At 70.4% G+C, this 19272-nt stretch carries 19 protein-coding genes; 8 read left to right on the top strand and 11 right to left on the bottom strand.

The genetic code is table 11. From position 1 onward, the window contains the following. Positions 1-77: 77 nt before the first annotated feature. Both PXH83_RS03385 and PXH83_RS03380 read right to left on the bottom strand, forming a co-directional pair. Positions 78-1388: a serine-threonine protein kinase gene (locus tag PXH83_RS03385; protein WP_274556457.1), complete on the bottom strand. Its 1311-nt coding sequence runs from the start codon at positions 1386-1388 to the stop codon at positions 78-80. 85 nt (positions 1389-1473) lie between these two features. Continuing rightward, positions 1474-2724 (bottom strand): exo-beta-N-acetylmuramidase NamZ family protein, encoded by a 1251-nt coding sequence (locus tag PXH83_RS03380; protein WP_274556455.1) that lies wholly within the window; start codon positions 2722-2724, stop codon positions 1474-1476. 171 nt (positions 2725-2895) lie between these two features. On the opposite strand from PXH83_RS03380, the gene PXH83_RS03375 reads away from it, so the two are divergent. From PXH83_RS03375 to PXH83_RS03365, 3 genes are read left to right on the top strand one after another with little or no spacing between them, the layout of a single operon-like run. Beyond that, positions 2896-3660: an SDR family oxidoreductase gene (locus PXH83_RS03375; protein ID WP_274556452.1), complete on the top strand. Its 765-nt coding sequence runs from the start codon at positions 2896-2898 to the stop codon at positions 3658-3660. A gap of 44 nt (positions 3661-3704) precedes the next feature. Further along, positions 3705-5360 (top strand): class I adenylate-forming enzyme family protein, encoded by a 1656-nt coding sequence (locus tag PXH83_RS03370; RefSeq protein ID WP_274562649.1) that lies wholly within the window; start codon positions 3705-3707, stop codon positions 5358-5360. 33 nt (positions 5361-5393) lie between these two features. Continuing rightward, complete coding sequence (locus PXH83_RS03365; RefSeq protein ID WP_214928617.1) at positions 5394-5987, top strand: TetR/AcrR family transcriptional regulator; 594 nt, start codon at positions 5394-5396, stop codon at positions 5985-5987. A 242-nt stretch (positions 5988-6229) separates the two neighbouring features. Here the strand turns inward: PXH83_RS03365 and PXH83_RS03360 are convergent, their stop codons facing one another. The 7 genes from PXH83_RS03360 to PXH83_RS03330 all read right to left on the bottom strand — a co-directional run bounded on the left by PXH83_RS03360 (position 6230) and on the right by PXH83_RS03330 (position 11482). Continuing rightward, a complete protein-coding gene (locus PXH83_RS03360) occupies positions 6230-7444 on the bottom strand; it encodes an acyl-CoA dehydrogenase family protein (protein ID WP_274556446.1) in 1215 nt (404 codons plus the stop codon). 6 nt (positions 7445-7450) lie between these two features. Beyond that, on the bottom strand, positions 7451-8476 hold the full coding sequence (locus PXH83_RS03355) for a phosphotransferase family protein (protein ID WP_274556444.1): 1026 nt from the start codon (positions 8474-8476) through the stop codon (positions 7451-7453). A gap of 93 nt (positions 8477-8569) precedes the next feature. After that, on the bottom strand, positions 8570-9565 hold the full coding sequence (locus PXH83_RS03350) for an MBL fold metallo-hydrolase (RefSeq protein WP_274556442.1): 996 nt from the start codon (positions 9563-9565) through the stop codon (positions 8570-8572). A 110-nt stretch (positions 9566-9675) separates the two neighbouring features. Then, the gene (locus PXH83_RS03345) at positions 9676-9972 is read right to left on the bottom strand and encodes a hypothetical protein (protein WP_274556439.1); all 297 of its coding nucleotides are present in this window, start codon (positions 9970-9972) and stop codon (positions 9676-9678) included. A 166-nt stretch (positions 9973-10138) separates the two neighbouring features. After that, entirely contained in the window at positions 10139-10471 is a 333-nt protein-coding gene (locus PXH83_RS03340) for a DUF202 domain-containing protein (RefSeq protein ID WP_274556437.1), read from the bottom strand. Then, the gene (locus PXH83_RS03335; protein ID WP_214928611.1) at positions 10468-10863 is read right to left on the bottom strand and encodes a YidH family protein; all 396 of its coding nucleotides are present in this window, start codon (positions 10861-10863) and stop codon (positions 10468-10470) included. Before PXH83_RS03335 ends, PXH83_RS03340 begins: the two co-directional genes overlap by 4 nt. 79 nt (positions 10864-10942) lie before the next feature. Continuing rightward, on the bottom strand, positions 10943-11482 hold the full coding sequence (locus tag PXH83_RS03330) for an NUDIX hydrolase (protein WP_274556433.1): 540 nt from the start codon (positions 11480-11482) through the stop codon (positions 10943-10945). A 112-nt stretch (positions 11483-11594) separates the two neighbouring features. Here PXH83_RS03330 and PXH83_RS03325 point away from each other — a divergent pair, with 112 nt between their 5' ends. Then, on the top strand, positions 11595-13250 hold the full coding sequence (locus PXH83_RS03325; protein ID WP_274556427.1) for an FAD-binding dehydrogenase: 1656 nt from the start codon (positions 11595-11597) through the stop codon (positions 13248-13250). Positions 13251-13276: 26 nt separating this feature from the next. Here PXH83_RS03325 and PXH83_RS03320 read toward each other — a convergent pair whose 3' ends face one another. Then, positions 13277-13702, bottom strand: coding sequence for an ASCH domain-containing protein (locus tag PXH83_RS03320; protein WP_274556425.1), 426 nt, complete (start codon positions 13700-13702; stop codon positions 13277-13279). Between the two features lie 163 nt (positions 13703-13865). On the opposite strand from PXH83_RS03320, the gene PXH83_RS03315 reads away from it, so the two are divergent. The 4 genes from PXH83_RS03315 (at position 13866) to PXH83_RS03300 (ending at position 17853) form a co-directional block, all read left to right on the top strand. Further along, positions 13866-14816 (top strand): hypothetical protein, encoded by a 951-nt coding sequence (locus PXH83_RS03315; protein ID WP_274562647.1) that lies wholly within the window; start codon positions 13866-13868, stop codon positions 14814-14816. Positions 14817-14843: 27 nt separating this feature from the next. Further along, on the top strand, positions 14844-16418 hold the full coding sequence (locus PXH83_RS03310; RefSeq protein WP_274556423.1) for an APC family permease: 1575 nt from the start codon (positions 14844-14846) through the stop codon (positions 16416-16418). A gap of 129 nt (positions 16419-16547) precedes the next feature. Continuing rightward, on the top strand, positions 16548-17213 hold the full coding sequence (locus tag PXH83_RS03305) for a molybdopterin-dependent oxidoreductase (protein WP_274562646.1): 666 nt from the start codon (positions 16548-16550) through the stop codon (positions 17211-17213). Then, positions 17197-17853, top strand: a complete 657-nt coding sequence (locus tag PXH83_RS03300) for a cytochrome b/b6 domain-containing protein (protein WP_274556420.1) — start codon at positions 17197-17199, stop codon at positions 17851-17853. Before PXH83_RS03305 ends, PXH83_RS03300 begins: the two co-directional genes overlap by 17 nt. On the opposite strand, the gene PXH83_RS03295 is transcribed toward PXH83_RS03300, so the two are convergent. Further along, complete coding sequence (locus tag PXH83_RS03295) at positions 17830-19254, bottom strand: GntP family permease (RefSeq protein WP_274556418.1); 1425 nt, start codon at positions 19252-19254, stop codon at positions 17830-17832. The two genes, PXH83_RS03300 and PXH83_RS03295, sit on opposite strands and share 24 nt — an antisense overlap. Between the last annotated feature and the right edge of the window lie 18 nt (positions 19255-19272).

Genomic DNA, 19272 nt, shown 5'->3' with positions numbered 1-19272 from the left:
ACGCGCATTCGCTTTCCGCCAGTCGCGCACCGCCACCACCGCGCACCACCACAACCGCCCCCGGGCGCCGGGGGCGTTCAGCTGCCGATCCGCCCCGCGGCCAGCACCACCCTCGCCAGCTCCTCATGGCAGATGTCGCTGTGCGCACCGGACGGCGGACCCCCGCGCCGTACGACCGAAGCCGCGTCGACATTGACACATCCCGAGCCAGGAATGCCGTCCCGCAGTGCCTTGGTCAGCGTGAACACGGGGGTGTCCAGGACGGCCTGGATCCCGTCGAAGCCCATCGCTCCCCACTCTGCGCCGAGACTCACCACCCCGGCCGAATCGCGCGCCAGCCGCGAAGCCAGCGGATAGATCACCCCGAGCGCCGTGTCGTGGTGCGAGTAGCAGGCCACCACGGGGCCGTCCACCCGCCGCTGGGCGTCACGGAGCGCGCCGCCGTTGCGCGTCGAGTGCGGCAGGCGGCCGGCGAACGCATAGTGGGAGAAGGCGCCTTGGAGCAGCGTCACGGACTTCACGTTCCGTACGCCGTCGGGCAGGCCGCGCAGCGCGAACGCGACCAGCCGCGCCCCCTGGCTGTGCCCGACCAGGTGGATACGCACCGACGGCGAGGACCCCGCGAGCTGCCCGAGCACCGGACCGAGCCCCAACTGGCCCACCGTCCCCGCCCGCCGCTTCATCGCGTAGTACGTCGCCTGGCGCAGCAGCTCCTTGGCGCCGTTCCACACCTTCTTCAGGCCACCGCCCAGCGCGAGGCTACGCTCCGGCTCCGGCTCCGTGCCGGTTTCGGCCAGCGCCTGTGTGAAGTCGCGGCACACGGTCAGGGTGTCTTCGTACAGCATCGTCGGCTCGGTCTGCGATGCGTCGCCCGACTCCATGTCGGACCCGTGGAGCGAGGCGGGCCCGTCGGTCGGCGTTTCGATCAACCGCCGTACCAGCATGCCGAATTCGTCGAAGGCCGCCCGCTCCTCCGGCTGCTCGTCGAGCAGCTGCGCCAGCCTCTCCACGACCGCCTCGCGGCCGGGGAAGAGCTCGGCCAGCGACTGCCGCGTGCGTCTGTCGAGCCCGGGTCCGGGGGCACCGGCCGGGGCGGCGGTCCGCGGCTCGAAGTCCGGGATCGGCTCGTCCGTGAAGCGCATCGACGGCCACACGATGCCCGCATAGCCGAGCCGTACACCCGTGGCGTCCGCCAACAGGCCGGGAAAGGGGGCGTAGAAGCGGTCGTACAGCCGGGTGGCGACCGAGCGGTCGCTGTTCCAGCCGTGCGCGAACATCACCAGGTCCGTGACATCGAGCTCCGCCAGCCGGTCGCGCTGCCGCGCGTCGACATCCCCGTCCGCGTCGAAGGTGATTTCCCGGTACGGCCTCACACCCACATCCGCCATGGCGCACCCCTCCGCTCCGAGCCGTGTGCTGCGAAAACAGCATCCCGCCGGAACGGAGAGTCGGCCATACGCCACGTCGGACCAGTTAGCGGTAAACCAAATACTCCCGGCGTACGGACCTGAAAGCCGCGAGGTCGCCGCCCCACGCGCCCACGACCTCGTCCGTGCCCGCCCCCGCGTCGATCATCGTGCGGACCCGCGTGCTGCCCGTCAGCTTGTCGATCCAGTTGTCGGGCCGCCAGGCGAAGCCGCTCCAGCTCCTCTTCGCGGTCACGAGCAGCGCGATGCCGGTGCGCACCGGGTCGTACGCCTCCCGGTCGTGCACATGCAGCTGTACGCCCCCGACAGTCCTGCCCTGGAACTTGGAGAACGTGGGCGCGAAGTACGCCTCGCGGAAGTGCACGCCGGCCAGTCCCTCGGCGTTCGCGGCCTCGGCCCACCTGCGGTCGATGCCGTCCGCGCCGAGCAGTTCGAAGGGCCGGGTCGTGCCGCGCCCCTCGGACAGGTTCGTACCCTCGAACAGGCAGGTGCCCGCGTAGACGAGCGCGGTGTCGGGCGTCGGCATGTTGGGGCTCGGCGGCACCCACGGAAGGCCCGTCGCGTCGAAGAAGTCGCCGCGCCGCCAGCCCGACATCCTGACCACGTCCAGCTCCACCGGCTTTGCCAGGAACTCGCCGTTGAAGAGCCGCGCCAGCTCGCAGACCGTCATCCCGTGCGCCTGGGCGATCGGCTCGCGGCCCACGAAGGTGGCGAATGCCTTGTCGAGCACCGGGCCGAGCGCGGCGCGTCCGGTCACCGGGTTCGGACGGTCGAGGACGACGAAACGCTTGCCCGCGAGCGCGGCGGCCACCATGCAGTCGTACAGGGTCCAGATGTACGTGTAGAAGCGCGCGCCCGCGTCCTGGATGTCGAAGACGACCGTGTCCACGCCCGACGTCCTGAAGATGTCGGCGAGCGGCTGCCCGCTCTTCACGTACGTGTCGTAGACGGGCAGTCCGGTCGCCGGATCGTCGTAGCGCCTTTCCGAGCCGCCCGCCTGCGCGGTGCCGCGGAAGCCGTGCTCGGGGCCGAAGACGGCGACGAGGTTCACGCGGTCGTCGGCGTGCATGACGTCCACGATGTGGCGGACTTCCGATGTGATACCGGTCGGATTCGTGACGACGCCGACCTTCTGCCCCTGGAGGTGCGCGTAGCCGTCGCCGGCCAGCCGGTCGAAGCCGGTACGCACCCGGGTCCGTGCCGGCCGTGCGGTGGCGGGGCCGGCGGATGCGGCGAGTGCTCCTGCCGCTCCCGCCGCCCCGGTGGCGGCCAGCAGTCCCCGTCTGGACAGGTTCATCCCACTACCTCCGTGATCGGCACTGTCTGTCATGGCCACGCACGCTAGCGCGCGGACCGGCCGCCGGGAACGCGTCGCGCACGGAGGTTCGAGTCCTTCCACCCCTTCCGCCGCTCCATACCGACTGGTTAGTCTGCTCGGGTTGTCGGCAGCGAGAGGCGGGCCCCACAGATGAGCCAGTTCCAGGACGCGCGCGTCGTCGTCACCGGTGCGGGAGGCGGCATCGGAGCCGCTCTCGCCCGCAGATTCGCGGCGGAGGGCGCACGCGTCGTCGTCAACGACCTCGACGCGCAGAAGATCAAGGCGATAGCCGAAGAGATCGGCGCCATCGCCGTGGCGGGCGACGCGTCCGCGATCGTCGACGAGGCGCGCGAGGCCCTCGGCGGCCGGGTCGACGTGTACTGCGCCAACGCGGGCCTCGCCTCGCCCGGGGACGCCTTCGCGGACGAGGCGGTCTGGGCAGCGGCCTGGGACGTCAATGTGATGGCCCACGTCAGGGCCGCCCGCGCGCTGCTGCCCGACTGGCTGGAGGGCGGCAGCGGCCGCTTCGTCTCCACCGTCTCGGCGGCCGGACTGCTGACCATGGTCGGCGCGGCGCCGTACAGCGTCAGCAAGCACGGGGCGCTCGCCTTCGCCGAGTGGCTCTCGCTCACCTACCGCCACCGCGGCGTCAAGGTCCACGCGATTTGCCCGCAGGGCGTACGCACCGACATGCTGACCGCGGCCGGCTCGGCCGGCGAACTGGTGCTCGCTCCGACCGCCATCGAACCGGAGGACGTCGCCGATGCCCTCTTCGACGGCATTGAGGCAGACCGCTTCCTGATCCTGCCGCACCGTGAGGTCGCCGGTTATTACCAGGCACGCGCAGGGAACCCCGACCGCTGGCTGGCCGGCATGAACCACCTGCAGCAGAAGTGGGAAGAGGCAGCCCAGTGAGTCAGCCGACGAGTGAGCCGATGAGCGAGCCGACGAGTGAGCCGATGAGTGGATCGATGTACGCCGCCAAGCCCTGGCTCGCCCAACTCAGCGCCGCCCAGCTCGCGCCCGTCCAGCCACCGCAGACGGTGCTGCACGCCTTCCGCGCCACGGTGGCCCGCGCACCGGAACACCCCGCCCTCGCCTACTTCGACGGACGGCTGACCTACCGCGAGACCGACGCGCTCTCCGACTCCGTCGCCGGCCACCTGGCCGCGAACGGCCTGGAACGCGGCGACCGGGTCGCGATCATGCTTCAGAACACCCCGCACTTCGTCATCGCGCTCCTCGGCGCCTGGAAGGCCGGGGCCACCGTCGTCCCGCTCAACCCGATGTACAAGTCGGCCGAGGTCGGCCACGCCCTCGCGGACTCCGAAGCGACCGCGCTGATCTGCTCGGACCGGGCGTGGGAGGCGTATCTGCGCGAGACGGTCGCGGACTCTCCCGTACGCATCGCCCTCACCGCCTGCGAGCTCGACCTCCAGACCAGGAACGACACCAGGGTCCTGAATTTCGAGCGCGTGCCGCAGGCTTCGGACGCCGACGACCTGGTGACCATTGCCCGCCAGGGACTTCCCGCCCCCGTCGGCCGCGAACTCGCCGCCACCGACATCGCGTTGATCAGCTACACCTCGGGCACCAGCGGCACCCCCAAGGGCGCCATGAACTCCCACGGCAACATCACGTACAACGCCGAGCGACAGCGCACCGGCCACCCTCTGACCGAGGGCGAGTCCTATTTCGCGCTCGCGCCGCTCTTCCACATCACCGGAATGGTCTGCGAACTGGCCGTCTGCCTCGCCAACGCGGGCACCCTCGTCCTCGCCTACCGCTTCCACCCGGGCGTCGTCCTCGACGCCTTCACCGAGCACCGCCCCGCGTACACCGTCGGCCCGTCCACCGCCTTCATGGCGCTCGCGGCGACGCCCGGCGTGACGCCCGAGCACTTCGCCTCGTTCCAGGTGATCTCCTCGGGCGGGGCGCCGGTGCCCCCGGCGCTGGTGGAGAAATTCCGCGAGGGCTTCGGACCGTACATCCGCAACGGCTACGGACTCACCGAATGCACCGCGCCGTGCGCGTCGGTGCCGCCCGAGAAGGAAGCTCCCGTCGACCCGGTTTCCGGGACGCTGTCGGTCGGCGTTCCGGGGCCGGACACGGTTGTACGGATCGTCGACGAGAAGGGCGACGACGTTCCCTTCGGCGAGCAGGGCGAGATCACCGTCCGAGGCCCGCAGGTCGTCTCCGGCTACTGGCGGCGCCCCGAGGCCACCGCCGAAGCCTTCCCCGGCGGCGAACTGCGCACGGGCGACATCGGCTTCATGGACAAGGACGGCTGGCTCTACGTCGTCGACCGCAAGAAGGACATGATCAACGCGTCCGGCTTCAAGGTCTGGCCGCGCGAGGTCGAAGACGTCCTCTACACCCACCCGGCGGTGCGCGAGGCGGCCGTCGTCGGCATCCCCGACGCGTACCGGGGGGAGAGCGTCAAGGCGTACGTCAGCCTCCGCCCCGGAGCCGAGGTCGCCCCGGCGGACATCTCCGCATACTGCGAGGAACGGCTGGCCGCGTACAAATACCCGCGCGAGGTGGAGATACTGCCCGAGCTTCCCAAGACGACGAGTGGGAAGATCCTCAGGCGGGAACTGCGTTCCCGCTCGTAACCGGTTGTTCTATGTGAAAGGCAGGTGGCGGCAATGGCCAGGACGACGGACGGGAGCGGCATCCCCGTCCCCCAGAGGCTGCTGGCCGCCGCCACCCGTCTGTTCGCCGAGCGCGGCTACGACCGCACTTCGGTGCAGGAGATCGTCGAGGCGGCCGGTGTCACAAAGGGCGCGCTCTACCACTACTTCGGCTCGAAGGACGACCTGCTGCACGAGGTGTACGCCCGCGTCCTGCGCCTCCAGCAGGAGCGCCTCGACGCGTTCGCGGACGCGGACGCGCCGGTGGAGCGGCGGCTGCGGGACGCGGCGGCGGATGTTGTCGTGACGACCATCGAGAATCTCGACGACGCGTCGATCTTCTTCCGTTCCATGCACCATCTGAGTCCGGAGAAGGACAAGCAGGTGCGGGCGGAGCGGCGGCGGTATCACGAGCGGTTCCGCGCGCTGATCGAGGAGGGGCAGAAGGAGGGCGTCTTCTCGACCGCGACGCCGGCTGATCTGGTCGTGGACTACCACTTCGGCTCGGTCCACCACCTGTCGACGTGGTACCGCCCGGACGGGCCGCTGACTCCGCAGCAGGTGGCGGACCATTTGGCGGACCTGTTGTTGAGGGCGTTGCGGCCGTAGGTGGGGGCGGGTGGGGGTGCGGCTGCGGGACGTGCGGGTTGCCTGCGGCGCAGTTCCCCTACCCTTCCCCAAGCTCTCAACTTCGTTCGAGCAGGGGAGACCCCATTCTTCCCGAAACTGGGGGCAAGCCCCCAGGCCCCCGGGACCGGGGTCTGGGGCGGAGCCCCAGTTCGGGAAGGGGCGGGGTGGGGAACAGGCGCCGTAGGCAACGCGCACCCCACCCCCCGGCCCACCCCCACTCCCTACGCGTACTTCTTCAGTTCCCGCCGCGCCAGCGACCGCTGGTGCACCTCGTCCGGGCCGTCCGCCAGCTTCAGCGTCCGCGCCGCCGCCCAGAGCTCCGCCAGCGGGAAGTCCTGGCTCACGCCACCCGCACCGTGCAGCTGCACCGCCTTGTCGATGATGTCGACAACCGCCCGCGGCGTAGCGATCTTGATCGCCTGGATCTCGGTGTGCGCACCGCGGTTGCCCACGGTGTCCATCAGCCACGCCGTCTTGAGCACGAGCAGCCGCAGCTGCTCGACCGCCACCCGGGCGTCCGCGATCCAGTTGTGTACGACGCCCTGCTGGGCCAGCGGCTTGCCGAACGCCTCACGCGACACCGCCCGCCGGCACATCAGCTCGATCGCCCGCTCGGCCATGCCGATCAGCCGCATGCAGTGGTGGATCCGCCCGGGGCCGAGCCTCGCCTGCGCGATGGCGAAGCCGCCGCCTTCCTCCCCGACCAGCGCAGACGTCGGCACCCGCGCCCCGTCGAAGACGATCTCGGCGTGACCGCCGTGGTCGTGGTCCTCGTACCCGTACACCTGCATCGCGCGCCGGACTTCGACCCCCGGCGTGTCACGCGGCACCAGGATCATCGACTGCTGGCGGCGGACGTCGGCGCCGTCCGGGTCGGTCTTGCCCATCACGATGAAGATCTTGCAGTCGGGGTTCATCGCGCCGGAGATGTACCACTTACGTCCCGTAATGACGTACTCGTCGCCATCCCGATCGATCCGCGTCTCGATGTTCGTCGCGTCCGACGAGGCCACCTCCGGCTCGGTCATCGCGAACGCCGACCGGATCTCACCCGCGAGCAGCGGCTCCAGCCACTGCTTCTTCTGCTCGTCGGAGGCGAACTGGGCCAGCAGCTCCATGTTCCCGGTGTCCGGCGCCGCGCAGTTCAGTGCGGTCGGCGCCAGGTGCGGGCTGCGGCCGGTGATTTCGGCGAGCGGCGCGTACTGCAGATTCGTGAGTCCGGCGCCGTACTCCGCGTCCGGGAGGAAGAGGTTCCACAGACCCTGCCTGCGCGCCTCCGCCTTCAGGTCCTCCACGACCTGCGGCGTGTCCCACGGCGATGCGAGCTGCTCGCGCTGCTCGTGCGCGGTCTTCTCGGCCGGATAGACGAACTCGTCCATGAAAGCGGCCAGCTTGGTGCGGAGCTCTTCGGTCCGTGCGTCGTATGCGAAGTCCATGGTGTCTCAGCCTTCCTGCAGGGTGGTGAGGCCGTGCTCGATGAACACGGGCACGAGGTCGCCGATCCGGTCGAAGCCGGCGCCGACGGTCTGCCCGAGCGTGTAGCGGTAGTGGATGCCCTCCAGGATCACGGCGAGCTTGAACCACGCGAATGCCGTGTACCAGGCGATGGCGGACGTGTCCCGGCCGGACCCGGCGGCGTACCGCTCGACGATCTCGCGCGCCGACGGGTGGCCCGCGGCGCCGGCCGTCGTGGAGACGGGGGAGTCGGGCAGCCCCAGTTCGGAGCTGTACATCACGAGGAGGCCGAGGTCGGTCAGCGGGTCGCCGAGCGTCGACATCTCCCAGTCGAGGATGGCCTTGATCCGGTCGTCCGGGCCGCCGATCAGGACGTTGTCGAGCCGGTAGTCGCCGTGTACGACCGTCGGCGCGGGCGAGTCGGGCAGCGAGCGCCCCAGTGCGGCATGCAGTTCGTCGATGCCCGCCAGCTCGCGGTTGCGGGAGGCGTCGAGCTGCTTGCCCCAGCGGCGCAGTTGCCGGTCGAGGAAGCCCTCGGGGCGGCCGAAGTCGCCGAGGCCCACCGCCTCTGGGTTCACGGCGTGCAGGGCGACAAGGGTGTCGACCAGGGCGAACACCGCGTTACGGGTGCGCTCGGGGCCGAGCGCGGCCAGTTCGCCCGCCGTACGGTACGGAACACCGTCCACGAACTCCATGACGTAGAACGGCGATCCGATGACCGAGTCGTCCTCGCACAGCAGCAGCGGCTCCGGCACCGGTACATTCGTCGGGTGCAGCGCGCTGATGACGCGGAACTCGCGCTTCATGTCGTGTGCGGTGGCCAGCACATGGCCGAGCGGCGGCCGGCGCACCACCCACCGCGAGCGGCCGTCCGTGACGGCGTACGTCAGGTTCGAGCGGCCGCCCTCGATGAGCCGGGCGCTGAGCGGTCCGCTCACCAGTCCCGGCCGCTCGCGGTCGAGATGACCGCGCAGCTGCTCGGGATCGAGGCCTGGCGGGTGGACTGAACTCATGGGGGCACCTCCGAGGGCGGGCAGGACGTCTCGCCTCATCATGCCGACCAGTCGGTATGCCGTCCAGTGTGCCGACGTACCCCGAGACGGGGATCACGCGTGGCAGGCGACCGGCTTCCCGCCGTTCATGGCCGCCATGTCGCCGAATACGGCCACCGGATCGAGCGGTGAGCCCTCCGGCAGGCCGTCCAGTTCGGCGTACGCGCGATGCAGGTTGGCGACGAGCCGCTCGCTCTCGCGCAGCTCGGCGAAGACCCCGAGGTCGGCCTCGCGGGCAGTCTCCAACGGGGTGAGGCCCTTGGCGCGACCGGTCAGGGCGAGCTCGGCGACGTACCGCAGGTAGCGCTCGGTGGCGTCGTACGCCGACGGGTCGGTCACCGGGCCGTGCCCGGGCACGACGGTGGGCGCGTCGAGCGAGCGGAGCAGGTCGAGGGCGCGCAGCGAACCGCTCAGCGACCCCATGGGGACGAAGGGCGTGCCGCCCTGGAAGACCAGATCGCCGGTGAAGACGATCCCGTACTCGGGCAGATGGACGACCGTGTCGCCGGTGGTGTGCGCGACGCCGGGGTGGATCAGCCGCACTTCGGTGCCGCCCGCGTGGACGGTGAGCCGGTCGCTGTAGGTGAGGGTGGGGGCGGTGATGGTGATGTCCCCGAAGTCGTTCTGCGGCCACATCAGGTGCAGCTGGTGGCCGACCGCGAGGACCTCGGCGCGGCAGGTGTCGTGCCCGACGATCGTGGCCTCACCCTCGCTGTGCTTTCCCGGGGGGCCACCACCGGACCCCGGGCCGGCGCTGTGCTTTCCCGGGGGGCCACCCCCGGACCCCCGGCCGGCAAAAACGCTGTTGCCGTAGGTGTGGTCGCCGTGGTGGTGCGTATTGACGACCGTGCGGGGAAGGGGCGCTCCGGTCGCGAGGAGCGCGTCGCGCAGGGCGTGAGCCCGGCGCTCGGTGGCCGCGGTGTCGACGAGCAGGGTCGATCGGCCGTCGCTGACGAAGCCCGCGTTGTTCAGGCACCATCCGCCGTCGGGCTGGATGTACGCATGCACCTCAGGCGCGAGTTGGACGGTGTACGGATCCGTGGCAGGCACCGGGCTCCCCCGAGTAGTGGTCGAACTGGTCGGTCGTGGGTCCGAGCCTGCCAGTTGACGCTGACACGGGGGAGCGGAATCCGGTGAATGATCTCGGTGGTCGTCCGATCTCAGTGATCGTCCCAGTGGCCGTCGTGGGCGGCGTGGCGGTGGCCGTCGTGGACGTAGTCCAGGTGGTCGCCGTGCAGGACGGCGCCGTGTCCGCATCCCTCGCCGTGCTCGTGGGGGTGACGACTGTGCGGGACATGGTCGATGGACTCGCACTCGTCCCAGTGGCCGGAGTGCTCCCGGTGCATGTGACCCTCGTGCGCGTAGTCGGTGTGGTCGCCGTGCGGCACGGCGACGTGCCCGCAGGTCGGGCCGTGGATGTGCTCGTGGGTCGTGTGCTCCTGGTGGAGGGTGGCCATGTCGTTCACCTCTGCTGCTTGTGGTGCGATTCGGGATGGTTTGTGACATTTCCCAGGCTAATCCGGGAGTGGCCCGTCGACCCGCTTCGAAGCCCTGCGCCGCGCCGATGTCGTCGCCGTACTCCGCCGAGCACCCCGCCGCCGGTGCCGGCCGTCCGGCCGCCGGTCAGACCACCATCGCCACGGCGAACCCGGCGAGCGCGATCGTGCACACGGCCGCCGTCATCGCGCCGCGCACGGACAGCGGGCCCGGCCGGGCCGCGCTCCCGAGAACCTGGATGCGGCGGTTGGCCACCGCCAGAAACCCCAGCCAGACGAGCGCGCTCAGCGCCATGGCGATGGCCCCGGCCACCGTGAACTCCTCGTGGACCGCCTGCTTGCCGGCCAGCACGGCCACCACGGTGCAAGTCAGCGTGGTCCTGCGCCAGGCCAGCCTGGTCCGCTCCGGCTGGAGGCCGGGGTCCCGGTCGGGGACGGGTGCAGGGACGTGGGTGGTCACCCGTTGTCCCAGCCGAAGAGGACAGCCACCACCATGGCGACCGCGACGACGGCGACCGCAAGGCCCAGCAGCGTCGGGAACCGGGTCACGGGAAGGTCCTCGCCGCGCCGCATCGCGCGCTCGCAGCGCACCCAGTGATTGACCGCCCGCAGCGCGCACAGCACGCCGGCCGCCAGCAGCCCGAGCGCCATGCCCGTGCGTGCGCCCCAGGCGAGGTCCGGCAGGAACTGGTCGACGGCGAAACCGCCGCCGATGAGGGCGAGTGCCGTACGGATCCAGGCGAGGAAGGTGCGTTCGTTGGCGAGCGAGAAGCGGTAGTCGGGGGTCTCGCCCTCGTCCCGGATCCGCTGGGGCGCGAACCACAGCCGCAGGCTCTGTACGAAGTCGATCACGCGCCGCACCTTACCGGCGGGCCTGGCCGCCGCCGCGTCGCGCGTTACCGGCGGCCCCGTCCGGCCGCCGCGCCGAACGTCACCTGCGGCCCGGGCCCGCCGCCCCTGACGCCCGCAGCCGTTCCCACGCGGCCAGCCCGTCCGGCACCCACTCCCATTCCCCGAGCCTCTGGTCCAGTTCCTCCCGGGTGAGGAACCCGTGCCAGGCGACCTCCTCCACCTGCGGGTTCACCGGCAGATCGCAGCGCACCTCGTAGACGTACGACCACCAGGTCTGCACGCCGTCCCCGCTCTCGTACAGGAACTTGAACAGCGGTACGGGTCGGGGCAGACCGGACACTCCCAGCTCCTCCTCCGCCTCGCGCAGCGCCGCGTCGTCGTAGGACTCGCCCGCGCCGACGACTCCGCCCACGAACATGTCGTACAGGGAAGGGAAGACGAGCTTCACCGGTGTTCGGCGGTGCACGAAGTACCGCCCCTCGCCGTCCCGCGCGAGGACGAAGACGCAGCGATGGCGCAGGCCACGCGCGTACGCCTCGCCGCGCGGCGCCTGCCCGACGACCTCGTCGTACTCGTCGACGATGTCCAGAATCTCGTCTGCGGGAGTCACGGGAGTCATACGGGCCATCCAACCTCACCGCCCCGAACAGGTTGACGCCCCGCCCGCCTCTCCCGAAGATCTGACGCACGAGTAACTTCTCGCTCCACTCGCCCCGGCAAGGACGGAACCCATGGCGTACGACGCTGACGTGATCGTGATCGGGGCGGGCCTCGCAGGGCTCGCGGCCACCGCGGAACTCGTCGATGCGGGCCGCAAGGTGATCCTGCTCGACCAGGAGCCCGAGCAGTCCGTCGGCGGCCAGGCGCACTGGTCCTTCGGCGGCCTCTTCTTCGTCGATTCCCCCGAGCAGCGCCGTATGCGCATCAAGGACAGCCGCGAGCTGGCCCTCCAGGACTGGTACGGCACGGCCGGCTTCGACCGTGAGGAGGACCACTGGCCGCGCAAGTGGGCCGAGGCGTACGTCGACTTCGCGGCGGGCGAGAAGCGGGCCTGGCTGCACGGCCAGGGTGTGCGCTTCTTCCCGGTCGTCGGCTGGGCCGAGCGCGGCGGTTACGACGCCACCGGCCACGGCAATTCCGTACCCCGGTTCCACATCACCTGGGGCACGGGCCCCGGCATCGTCGCGCCCTTCGAACGCCGCGTACGCGAAGGCGTCGCGCGCGGCCTCGTCCAGTTGAAGTTCCGCCACCGCGTCACCGGCCTCGGCCGCAGCGCCGGGGCCGTGGACACCGTCACCGGCGAGATCCTGGAGCCGTCCGGGATCGAGCGCGGGGAGGCCAGCAGCCGCGAGGTGACCGGTTCGTTCGAGCTCAGGGCACAAGCGGTCATCGTCACTTCGGGCGGCATCGGCGGCAACCACGACCTCGTACGCGCCAATTGGCCCCAGCGGCTCGGCACACCGCCCGCCTCGATGCTCTCCGGCGTACCCGCGCACGTGGACGGCCTGATGCTCGGCATCACGGAGGCGGCCGGCGGCCGCATGATCAACCGTGACCGGATGTGGCACTACACCGAGGGCATCCAGAACTGGAACCCGATCTGGGCCAGACACGGCATCCGCATCCTGCCGGGCCCTTCGTCGCTGTGGTTCGACGCACGCGGCAAGCGGCTGCCGGTGCCGCTCTTTCCCGGCTTCGACACTCTCGGCACGCTCGATCACATCATGAAGACCGGGTACGACTACACCTGGTTCGTCCTCGACCAGAAGATCATCGGCAAGGAGTTCGCTCTCTCGGGCTCCGAACAGAACCCCGATCTGACGGGCAAGTCGGTCCGCGACGTCATCGGCCGGGCGAGGGCGGACGTACCGGGCCCGGTCAAGGCGTTCATGGACAAGGGTGCGGACTTCGTGGTCGAGAAGGACCTGACGTCACTGGTCCGCGGAATGAACGCCCTGACGAAGGAGCCGCTGATCGACGAGGCGGAACTGCGCCGCGAAATCACCGCGAGGGACCGGGAGATCACCAACACCTTCACCAAGGACCTCCAGGTGATGGCGATCCGCGGGGCGCGCAACTATCTGGGCGACAAGCTGATCCGTACGGCGACACCGCACCGCATCCTCGACCCCAAGGCGGGCCCGCTCATCGCCGTACGCCTGCACATCCTCACGCGGAAGTCACTGGGCGGGCTGGAGACGGACCTGTCGTCGCGGGTCCTCACCGAGGGCGGCGGCGTACTGCCGGGCGTGTACGCGGCGGGCGAGGCGGCGGGCTTCGGCGGAGGCGGCGTCCACGGCTACCGCTCCCTGGAGGGCACGTTCCTGGGCGGCTGCCTTTTCTCGGGGCGGGCGGCGGGTCGTGCGGCGGCGCGGGCGGTCGGTTAGGGGAACAAGCCCGCCGCAGGCGCCGCCTACGCCAGCCGCTCCACCACCCGGAAGCGTTCTGCGACCACCATCGTCGCGTCGTTCACCACGAACCCCGGGTCGCCGAGCGCCTCGCGCATCTCCTCGCTGTGCCAGAACCTCTCGTGACCCGCGCGCCACGCCGCGACCGAGTCGTACCCCTCGCCCTCGTCCAGCGCGTGCTGAAGGTCTACGTCGCCGAGCGCCAGCACCCGTACTTCCGTCAGCTCGATCACCGCAACCCCGCGCCCGTCCGAGTCGATCACCAGGGAACGCTCGCCGACCGGCGGCAGCTCCTCCTTCTCGGCCTCGTACTCGGCGAGCAGACCGGTCGTCGAGACCTTCTCGCCGGACAGCACCGCGGCGACCAGCCGGTCCCGCAGCGGCCCCGGAAAGGCGAGCAGACACGGCGGCAGCGAAGAGTGATCAGACATGGGCCAAGAGTAGAGCCTGGCAGGCACGGCAAGCGGGACGGACCAATGCTCCAGGGCATCCGGCGAGTTGTTCCAGGCCGGTCTGCCCTTGACGCGGAGCAGTGCCTACCGCTTTGCTGTGCGTGATCAAACGCTCGCACTCTGCGTCGTGGAGGACCCGCGGATGCCCCCACCTCCGCCACCCCTCGGCCGCTCACGCCGCCGGACCGCCCCTTCCTTCGACCCCGCCCTCGACGACACCGAACTCGTCGACGTACGAGGGCAATTGGCGCAGGGCCGCTGGACCCGGGCCCGCTCGCTCCTCGCCGCGACCGGCGACGACTGGGACCGCCGCGGCCACCGCCTCGTCGTGCTCGCCCAGGTCACGGGCGCCGCTGCCTGGGCCGGCGACTGGCTGCTCGCCGAGCCCGAGAGCGCCGACGCCACCACCCTCCTGGCCTGCGCCGCCGTCTTCGGCGCGCTGCGCGGCAAGGAGCCCCAGGACCGCGCCCGCGACGCCTGCCGACGGGCCGCGGCGCGCGCACCCGACGACCCGACGCCCTGGCTCGGCCTGTTGCTGATCGCCCGATCCCTCGGCACGGAGGAGGAGGTCACCCAGCTCTTCGACCAGGTGCGGCTGCGCCACCCCGAGCACCATCACGCCCACCACCTGATGACCGCCCGCCTCGCCGAACGCAGACCGGACACCGGCCGCGACCCCCTCCACGAGGTGTACGACTTCGCCGCCTGGGCCGCGGAACAGGCCCCGGCGGACTCCCCGCTCGCCGTACTCCCCGTGGTGGCCCACGCCGAGCGCTACCGCGCCCTCGCGGTCGCGGGCCAGGAGCCCAAAGACCCCGTCGCCTCCGGCCATTGGACGGGCCGCCGCGCCCGCCAGGTGATGAAGGCGGCCTTCGACTGGTGGCTGGAGTGGGAGCACGAGGGGCACCCGCGCCACCACGTCGACCTCAACTTCCTCGCCCACGCGAAGTTCTGCGAGGGCAGAGCCGCCGAGGCGGCCGCCCTCTTCCACCGCATCGGGCCGCATGCCACCCCGGCCCCGTGGTCCTACCCCGACCGGGACCCCCACAAGGCTTTCAACGCCGCGCGCAATGCCGCGCTCGGCACCGCGTAACTCCTCACCGAAGGGACAACCCCCGCCATGTCGACGGGCAGATCGAGCACGAGCGTGCAGAGCGACAGCGAGAGCGGAAGCGGAAGCGAGATCCGTACGTACAAGGGGCAGGAGCGGGCCCTGCGCGCAGGCCGCCTCGGCACGACCGGCCTGCTGCTGTCCGTACTGGCAGCGAGCGCCCCGCTGATGGTCGTCGCCGGTGTCATGCCCACCACATACGGCGTCATGGGCATCGTCGGCCAGCCCCTGCTCTTCGTCATCCTCGGCGTGGTCCTGATGCTGTTCAGCGTCGGATACGCCGAGATGAGCCGGCACGTCCACAACGCCGGTGCCTTCTACGCGTACATAGCCCGCGGCCTCGGCCCGACCGCCGGTGCGGGCGCCTCCGTGGTCGCCCTCGTCGCGTACAGCGCCATGCAGGTCGGCATCTACGGCATCCTCGGCTTCGAGATCTCCGGGATCTTCGCCACCTACCTCGACATCACCTTCGCCTGGTGGATCCCGGCGCTCGTCGCCGTCGTGGTCGTCGGCGCGCTCGGCTGGCTCAAGATCGACCTCAACGCAAAGGTGCTCGGCGTCCTGCTGGTCGTCGAGTGCGCGCTCGTCGTGATCTTCGACGTGGCGGCGATCGCCGACCCGGGCAAGGAAGGCCTGTCGCTCCAGGCATTCAACCCCGAGACCCTCACCGGCGCCGGACTGGGCACCGCCCTCTGCTTCTGCATCGCCGCCTTCGTCGGCTTCGAGCAGGCCCCGGTGTACGCGGAGGAGACCAGCCGCCCCCAGATCGTCGTATCCCGCGTGATGTTCCTCGCGGTCGGATACGCCGCACTCTTCCTCGCCCTCAGCGCCTGGGCGCTCAGCGTCGCCACAGGGCCCGGCCAGATCGTCAAGGTGGCGGGGGAGCAGGGACCCGGTCTCCTCTTCGGCCTCACCGAGAGCAGGCTCGGCTCCACCTTCACCGACGTACTCCATGTCCTGTTCGTGACCGGCATGTTCGCGGCACTGCTCAGCTTCCACAACGTCGTCGCGCGGTACGCCTTCGCCATGGGCCGCGAGGGCCTGCTGCCCGCTGCCTTCGGCCGTACGAACAAGACGAGCGGCGCACCCGCCGCGGGCTCGCTGCTCCAGTCCGTCATCTCCGTGGCCGTCGTCCTCGCCTTCGCGGTCACCGACGACAAGCCGGCGGGCGACCCGACCGTCCCCGTGCTGCACCTGTTCACCTGGATGGGCAACGTCGGCGCGCTCGGCGTCATCCTGCTGATGGCCGCCGCGTCTCTCGCGGTCATCGCCTTCTTCGTACGCCGCGGTGCCGGCCGCACGCAGGCGGGGCGGCTGGTGGCCTCCGGGATCGCCGGGCTCGCGCTCCTGGCCATCGCCGTCTACACGGTGAAGGACTTCGACGTGCTCGTGGGCGCGGGCCCCGGATCCTCCCTGAGCTGGATCTTGCCGGGCGTCATCGGTGTCGCCCTGGTCGGGGGCCTGGTGTACGGCGCGGTTCTGCGCTCGGCGAAGCCGGAGGTGCATGCCAGGATCGGCCTGGGCAACGAGGCGTTCCAGCTGGAGAAGGCCGCCGAGTCGGAGAGCGCCGCCGCCCAGGTGTGACGGAAGTCTGACGATCACCTGCGGCCCCTGGCCCCCGGGGGCCGCAGATGCTCAGATCGTGTGGTGACTCCTCAAGTACCGGAACCGGACGGCGGCGGCGCACCCGTCGGCCGCCGCCTCGTCCTCGGCATGCTGGGCCTCGGCGCAGCCGGCGTGGCCACCGCGCCGTACCTCCAGAGCGGCCTGGACTCCTTCCTCGGCTCGGCGGCGGAGAAGGACCCGACGGGCCTGACCGGCCTGCTCCCCAACGGCGGCGGCTTCCGCTACTACTCGGTCGCCTCGTCCGTACCGCGCAAAGGCCCGCACAACTACCGGCTCAAGATCGACGGCCTGGTCGAGCGGCCCGCCACGTACACGCTCGACGACCTGCGTGGAATGCCGCAGACACGGATCGTCCGGGACGTCCAGTGCGTCACGGGATGGCGGGTCCCCGAAACCCCCTTCGAGGGTGTGGAACTGTCGCGGCTACTGGCCGCCGCCGCCGTGAAGCCGGAGGCCAAGGCGGTCCGCTTCACCTGCTTCGACGGTGTGTACAGCGAGAGCCTCACCCTCCAACAGGCCCGCAGAAAAGACGTTCTGGTGTCCCTTCGCATGCAGGACAAGCCCCTCAGTCACTCCCACGGCGGCCCCGTGCGGCTGTATGTCGCGCCCATGTACTTCTACAAGTCGGCGAAATGGCTCTCCGGCATCACCGTCACGCCCGAGGTGCGGCCCGGGTACTGGGAGGAGCTCGGCTATGACGTCGACGCGTGGGTCGGCCGGTCGAACGGACGCGACGATGCTCCTACAGTCTGAAGAGCCTGAACTGCCTGTCCGCATCAGGCGGTTCACCCGCTCCGAACGCTGGATCCACCGCACCACCGCAGGCCTGACCCTCCTGTGCGTCGCCACGGCGGCCTGTCTGTACGTACCCCAGCTCGCCGAACTCGTCGGCCGCAGGCACCTGGTGGTCACCGTGCACGAGTGGTCGGGGCTGCTGATCCCCGCGCCGTTCCTGCTCGGCCTCGCCTCCCGGGCGTTCCGCTCCGATCTCCGGAAGCTCAACCGGTTCGGGCCGCACGACCGGCAGTGGCTGCGGGCCGCGCTGCGGCGGGACCACCGCCACGGGTCGCGCCCCGCCGGGAAGTTCAACGCCGGCCAGAAGGTCTACGCGAGCTGGATCGCGGGCGCGGTGCTCGTCATGCTCGGCACTGGCATGCTGATGTGGTTCACGGACCTTGCCCCGCTGCTCTGGCGTACGAGCGCCACGTTCGTCCACGACTGGCTGGCGCTCGCCATGGGCCTCGTCGTGGCGGGACATGTGGGGATGGCCCTGATGCGGCCGGAGTCCCGGCGCGGCATGCGCACCGGGACCGTCGACCGCGAATGGGCGGAGCTCGAACACCCGCTGTGGGCAGCGGAGTCGAGGGATCTACAAGCTCTGAAGGACGAGTGACAGCAGCAGGACGAAGCCCAGCGCGACCACTGAAATGATCGTCTCCATCACTGACCACGTCTTGATCGTCTGGCCGACGTTCATGCCGAAGTACTCCTTCACCAGCCAGAACCCGGCGTCATTGACATGGCTGAAGAAGAGCGAGCCCGCACCGACGGCCAGCACCAGCAGCGCCGCGTGCGACGTCGACATGTCGGCTGCCAGCGGCGCGACCAGACCGGCCGCCGAGATGGTGGCCACGGTCGCCGAGCCCGTCGCGAGCCGGATGGCGACGGCGATCAGCCAGGCCAGCAGCAGCGTCGGTATCGCCCAGTCCTTGGAGAAGTCCAGGATCATCTGGCCCACGCCCACGTCGATGAGCGTCTGCTTGAAGCCGCCGCCCGCACCGACGATCATCAGCACGCTCGCGATCGGGGCGAGGGACTTCTCGACGGTCGAGGAGAGCCGGTCCTTGGTGAAACCGGCGGCCCGGCCCAGCGTGAACAGGCCGACCAGCACCGCCGCGAGCAGCGCGATCAACGGCGAGCCGATGACGTCCGTGACCCGCTGGACGGCGTTCTCCGGGTCGTTGACCACGATGTCGACGCCCGCCTTGGCCAGCATCAGCACGACCGGCAGCAGCACGGTGGCAACGGTGGCACCGAAGCCCGGACGACGCTCCAAGTCCTCGGAGGGCTCCAGGTTTTTGGAGGGACGTGTCGGAATCATCTTCTCCGGCGCCTGGACGTCCACCCAGCGGGCCGCGTACTTCGAGAAGAGCGGGCCCGCGATGATCACGGTCGGGATCGCGACGAGCACACCGAGGCCGAGTGTGACACCGAGGTTGGCTCCGATCGCGTCGATCGCGACCAGCGGTCCCGGGTGCGGCGGGATCAGGCCGTGCATGACGGACAGGCCGGCCAGCGCCGGGATGCCGATACGCATCAGCGAGTAGTTGCCGCGCTTGGCGACGAGCAGCACCACCGGGATCAGCAGCACGATGCCGACCTCGAAGAAGAGCGGCAGACCGATGATGCTCGCGATCAGCACCATCGCCCACGGCATCGCACGGCCGCTCGCCTTCGCGAGGATCGTGTCGACGATCTGGTCGGCGCCGCCGGAGTCGGCGAGCAGCTTGCCGAGGATCGCGCCGAGCGCGATCAGTACGCCGACGCCCGCGACCGTATTGCCGAGGCCAGTCGAAAAGCTGGTGATCGCCTTGTCGAGCGGGGCGCCCGCGAACGCACCGAGCGCCAGCGACCCAATGGTCAGCGCCAGGAAGGCGTGGAGCTTGAACTTCGTAATGAGCAGGACGATGACGGCAATGCCGGCGAGCACTGCTATGCCCAACTGGCCGTTGCCCGCCGAGGTGATCGGCTCGACGACGCCCGCTGCCAGCGTCTCGACGCTGAGACTGGTCACGGTGTTCCTTCCTTCTAC

Origin of the sequence: Streptomyces spiramyceticus, assembly GCF_028807635.1 — a bacterium.
In the GTDB taxonomy this organism is placed as follows: Bacteria; Actinomycetota; Actinomycetes; order Streptomycetales; family Streptomycetaceae; genus Streptomyces; species Streptomyces spiramyceticus.
This window is presented reverse-complemented; position numbering and strand designations above follow the sequence as displayed.

Bases quoted from the DNA above. Each gene is read 5' to 3' on its own strand.
- PXH83_RS03385 (WP_274556457.1), bottom strand. From the start codon at position 1,388: ATGGCGGATGTGGGTGTGAGGCCGTACCGGGAAATCACCTTCGACGCG.
- PXH83_RS03315 (WP_274562647.1), top strand. From the start codon at position 13,866: ATGCCCCCACCTCCGCCACCCCTCGGCCGCTCACGCCGCCGGACCGCC.
- PXH83_RS03330 (WP_274556433.1), bottom strand. From the start codon at position 11,482: ATGACTCCCGTGACTCCCGCAGACGAGATTCTGGACATCGTCGACGAG.
- PXH83_RS03360 (WP_274556446.1), bottom strand. From the start codon at position 7,444: ATGGACTTCGCATACGACGCACGGACCGAAGAGCTCCGCACCAAGCTG.
- PXH83_RS03370 (WP_274562649.1), top strand. From the start codon at position 3,705: ATGAGTGGATCGATGTACGCCGCCAAGCCCTGGCTCGCCCAACTCAGC.
- PXH83_RS03375 (WP_274556452.1), top strand. From the start codon at position 2,896: ATGAGCCAGTTCCAGGACGCGCGCGTCGTCGTCACCGGTGCGGGAGGC.
- PXH83_RS03365 (WP_214928617.1), top strand. From the start codon at position 5,394: ATGGCCAGGACGACGGACGGGAGCGGCATCCCCGTCCCCCAGAGGCTG.
- PXH83_RS03320 (WP_274556425.1), bottom strand. From the start codon at position 13,702: ATGTCTGATCACTCTTCGCTGCCGCCGTGTCTGCTCGCCTTTCCGGGG.
- PXH83_RS03345 (WP_274556439.1), bottom strand. From the start codon at position 9,972: ATGGCCACCCTCCACCAGGAGCACACGACCCACGAGCACATCCACGGC.
- PXH83_RS03300 (WP_274556420.1), top strand. From the start codon at position 17,197: ATGCTCCTACAGTCTGAAGAGCCTGAACTGCCTGTCCGCATCAGGCGG.
- PXH83_RS03310 (WP_274556423.1), top strand. From the start codon at position 14,844: ATGTCGACGGGCAGATCGAGCACGAGCGTGCAGAGCGACAGCGAGAGC.
- PXH83_RS03305 (WP_274562646.1), top strand. From the start codon at position 16,548: ATGCTGGGCCTCGGCGCAGCCGGCGTGGCCACCGCGCCGTACCTCCAG.
- PXH83_RS03355 (WP_274556444.1), bottom strand. From the start codon at position 8,476: ATGAGTTCAGTCCACCCGCCAGGCCTCGATCCCGAGCAGCTGCGCGGT.
- PXH83_RS03380 (WP_274556455.1), bottom strand. From the start codon at position 2,724: ATGAACCTGTCCAGACGGGGACTGCTGGCCGCCACCGGGGCGGCGGGA.
- PXH83_RS03325 (WP_274556427.1), top strand. From the start codon at position 11,595: ATGGCGTACGACGCTGACGTGATCGTGATCGGGGCGGGCCTCGCAGGG.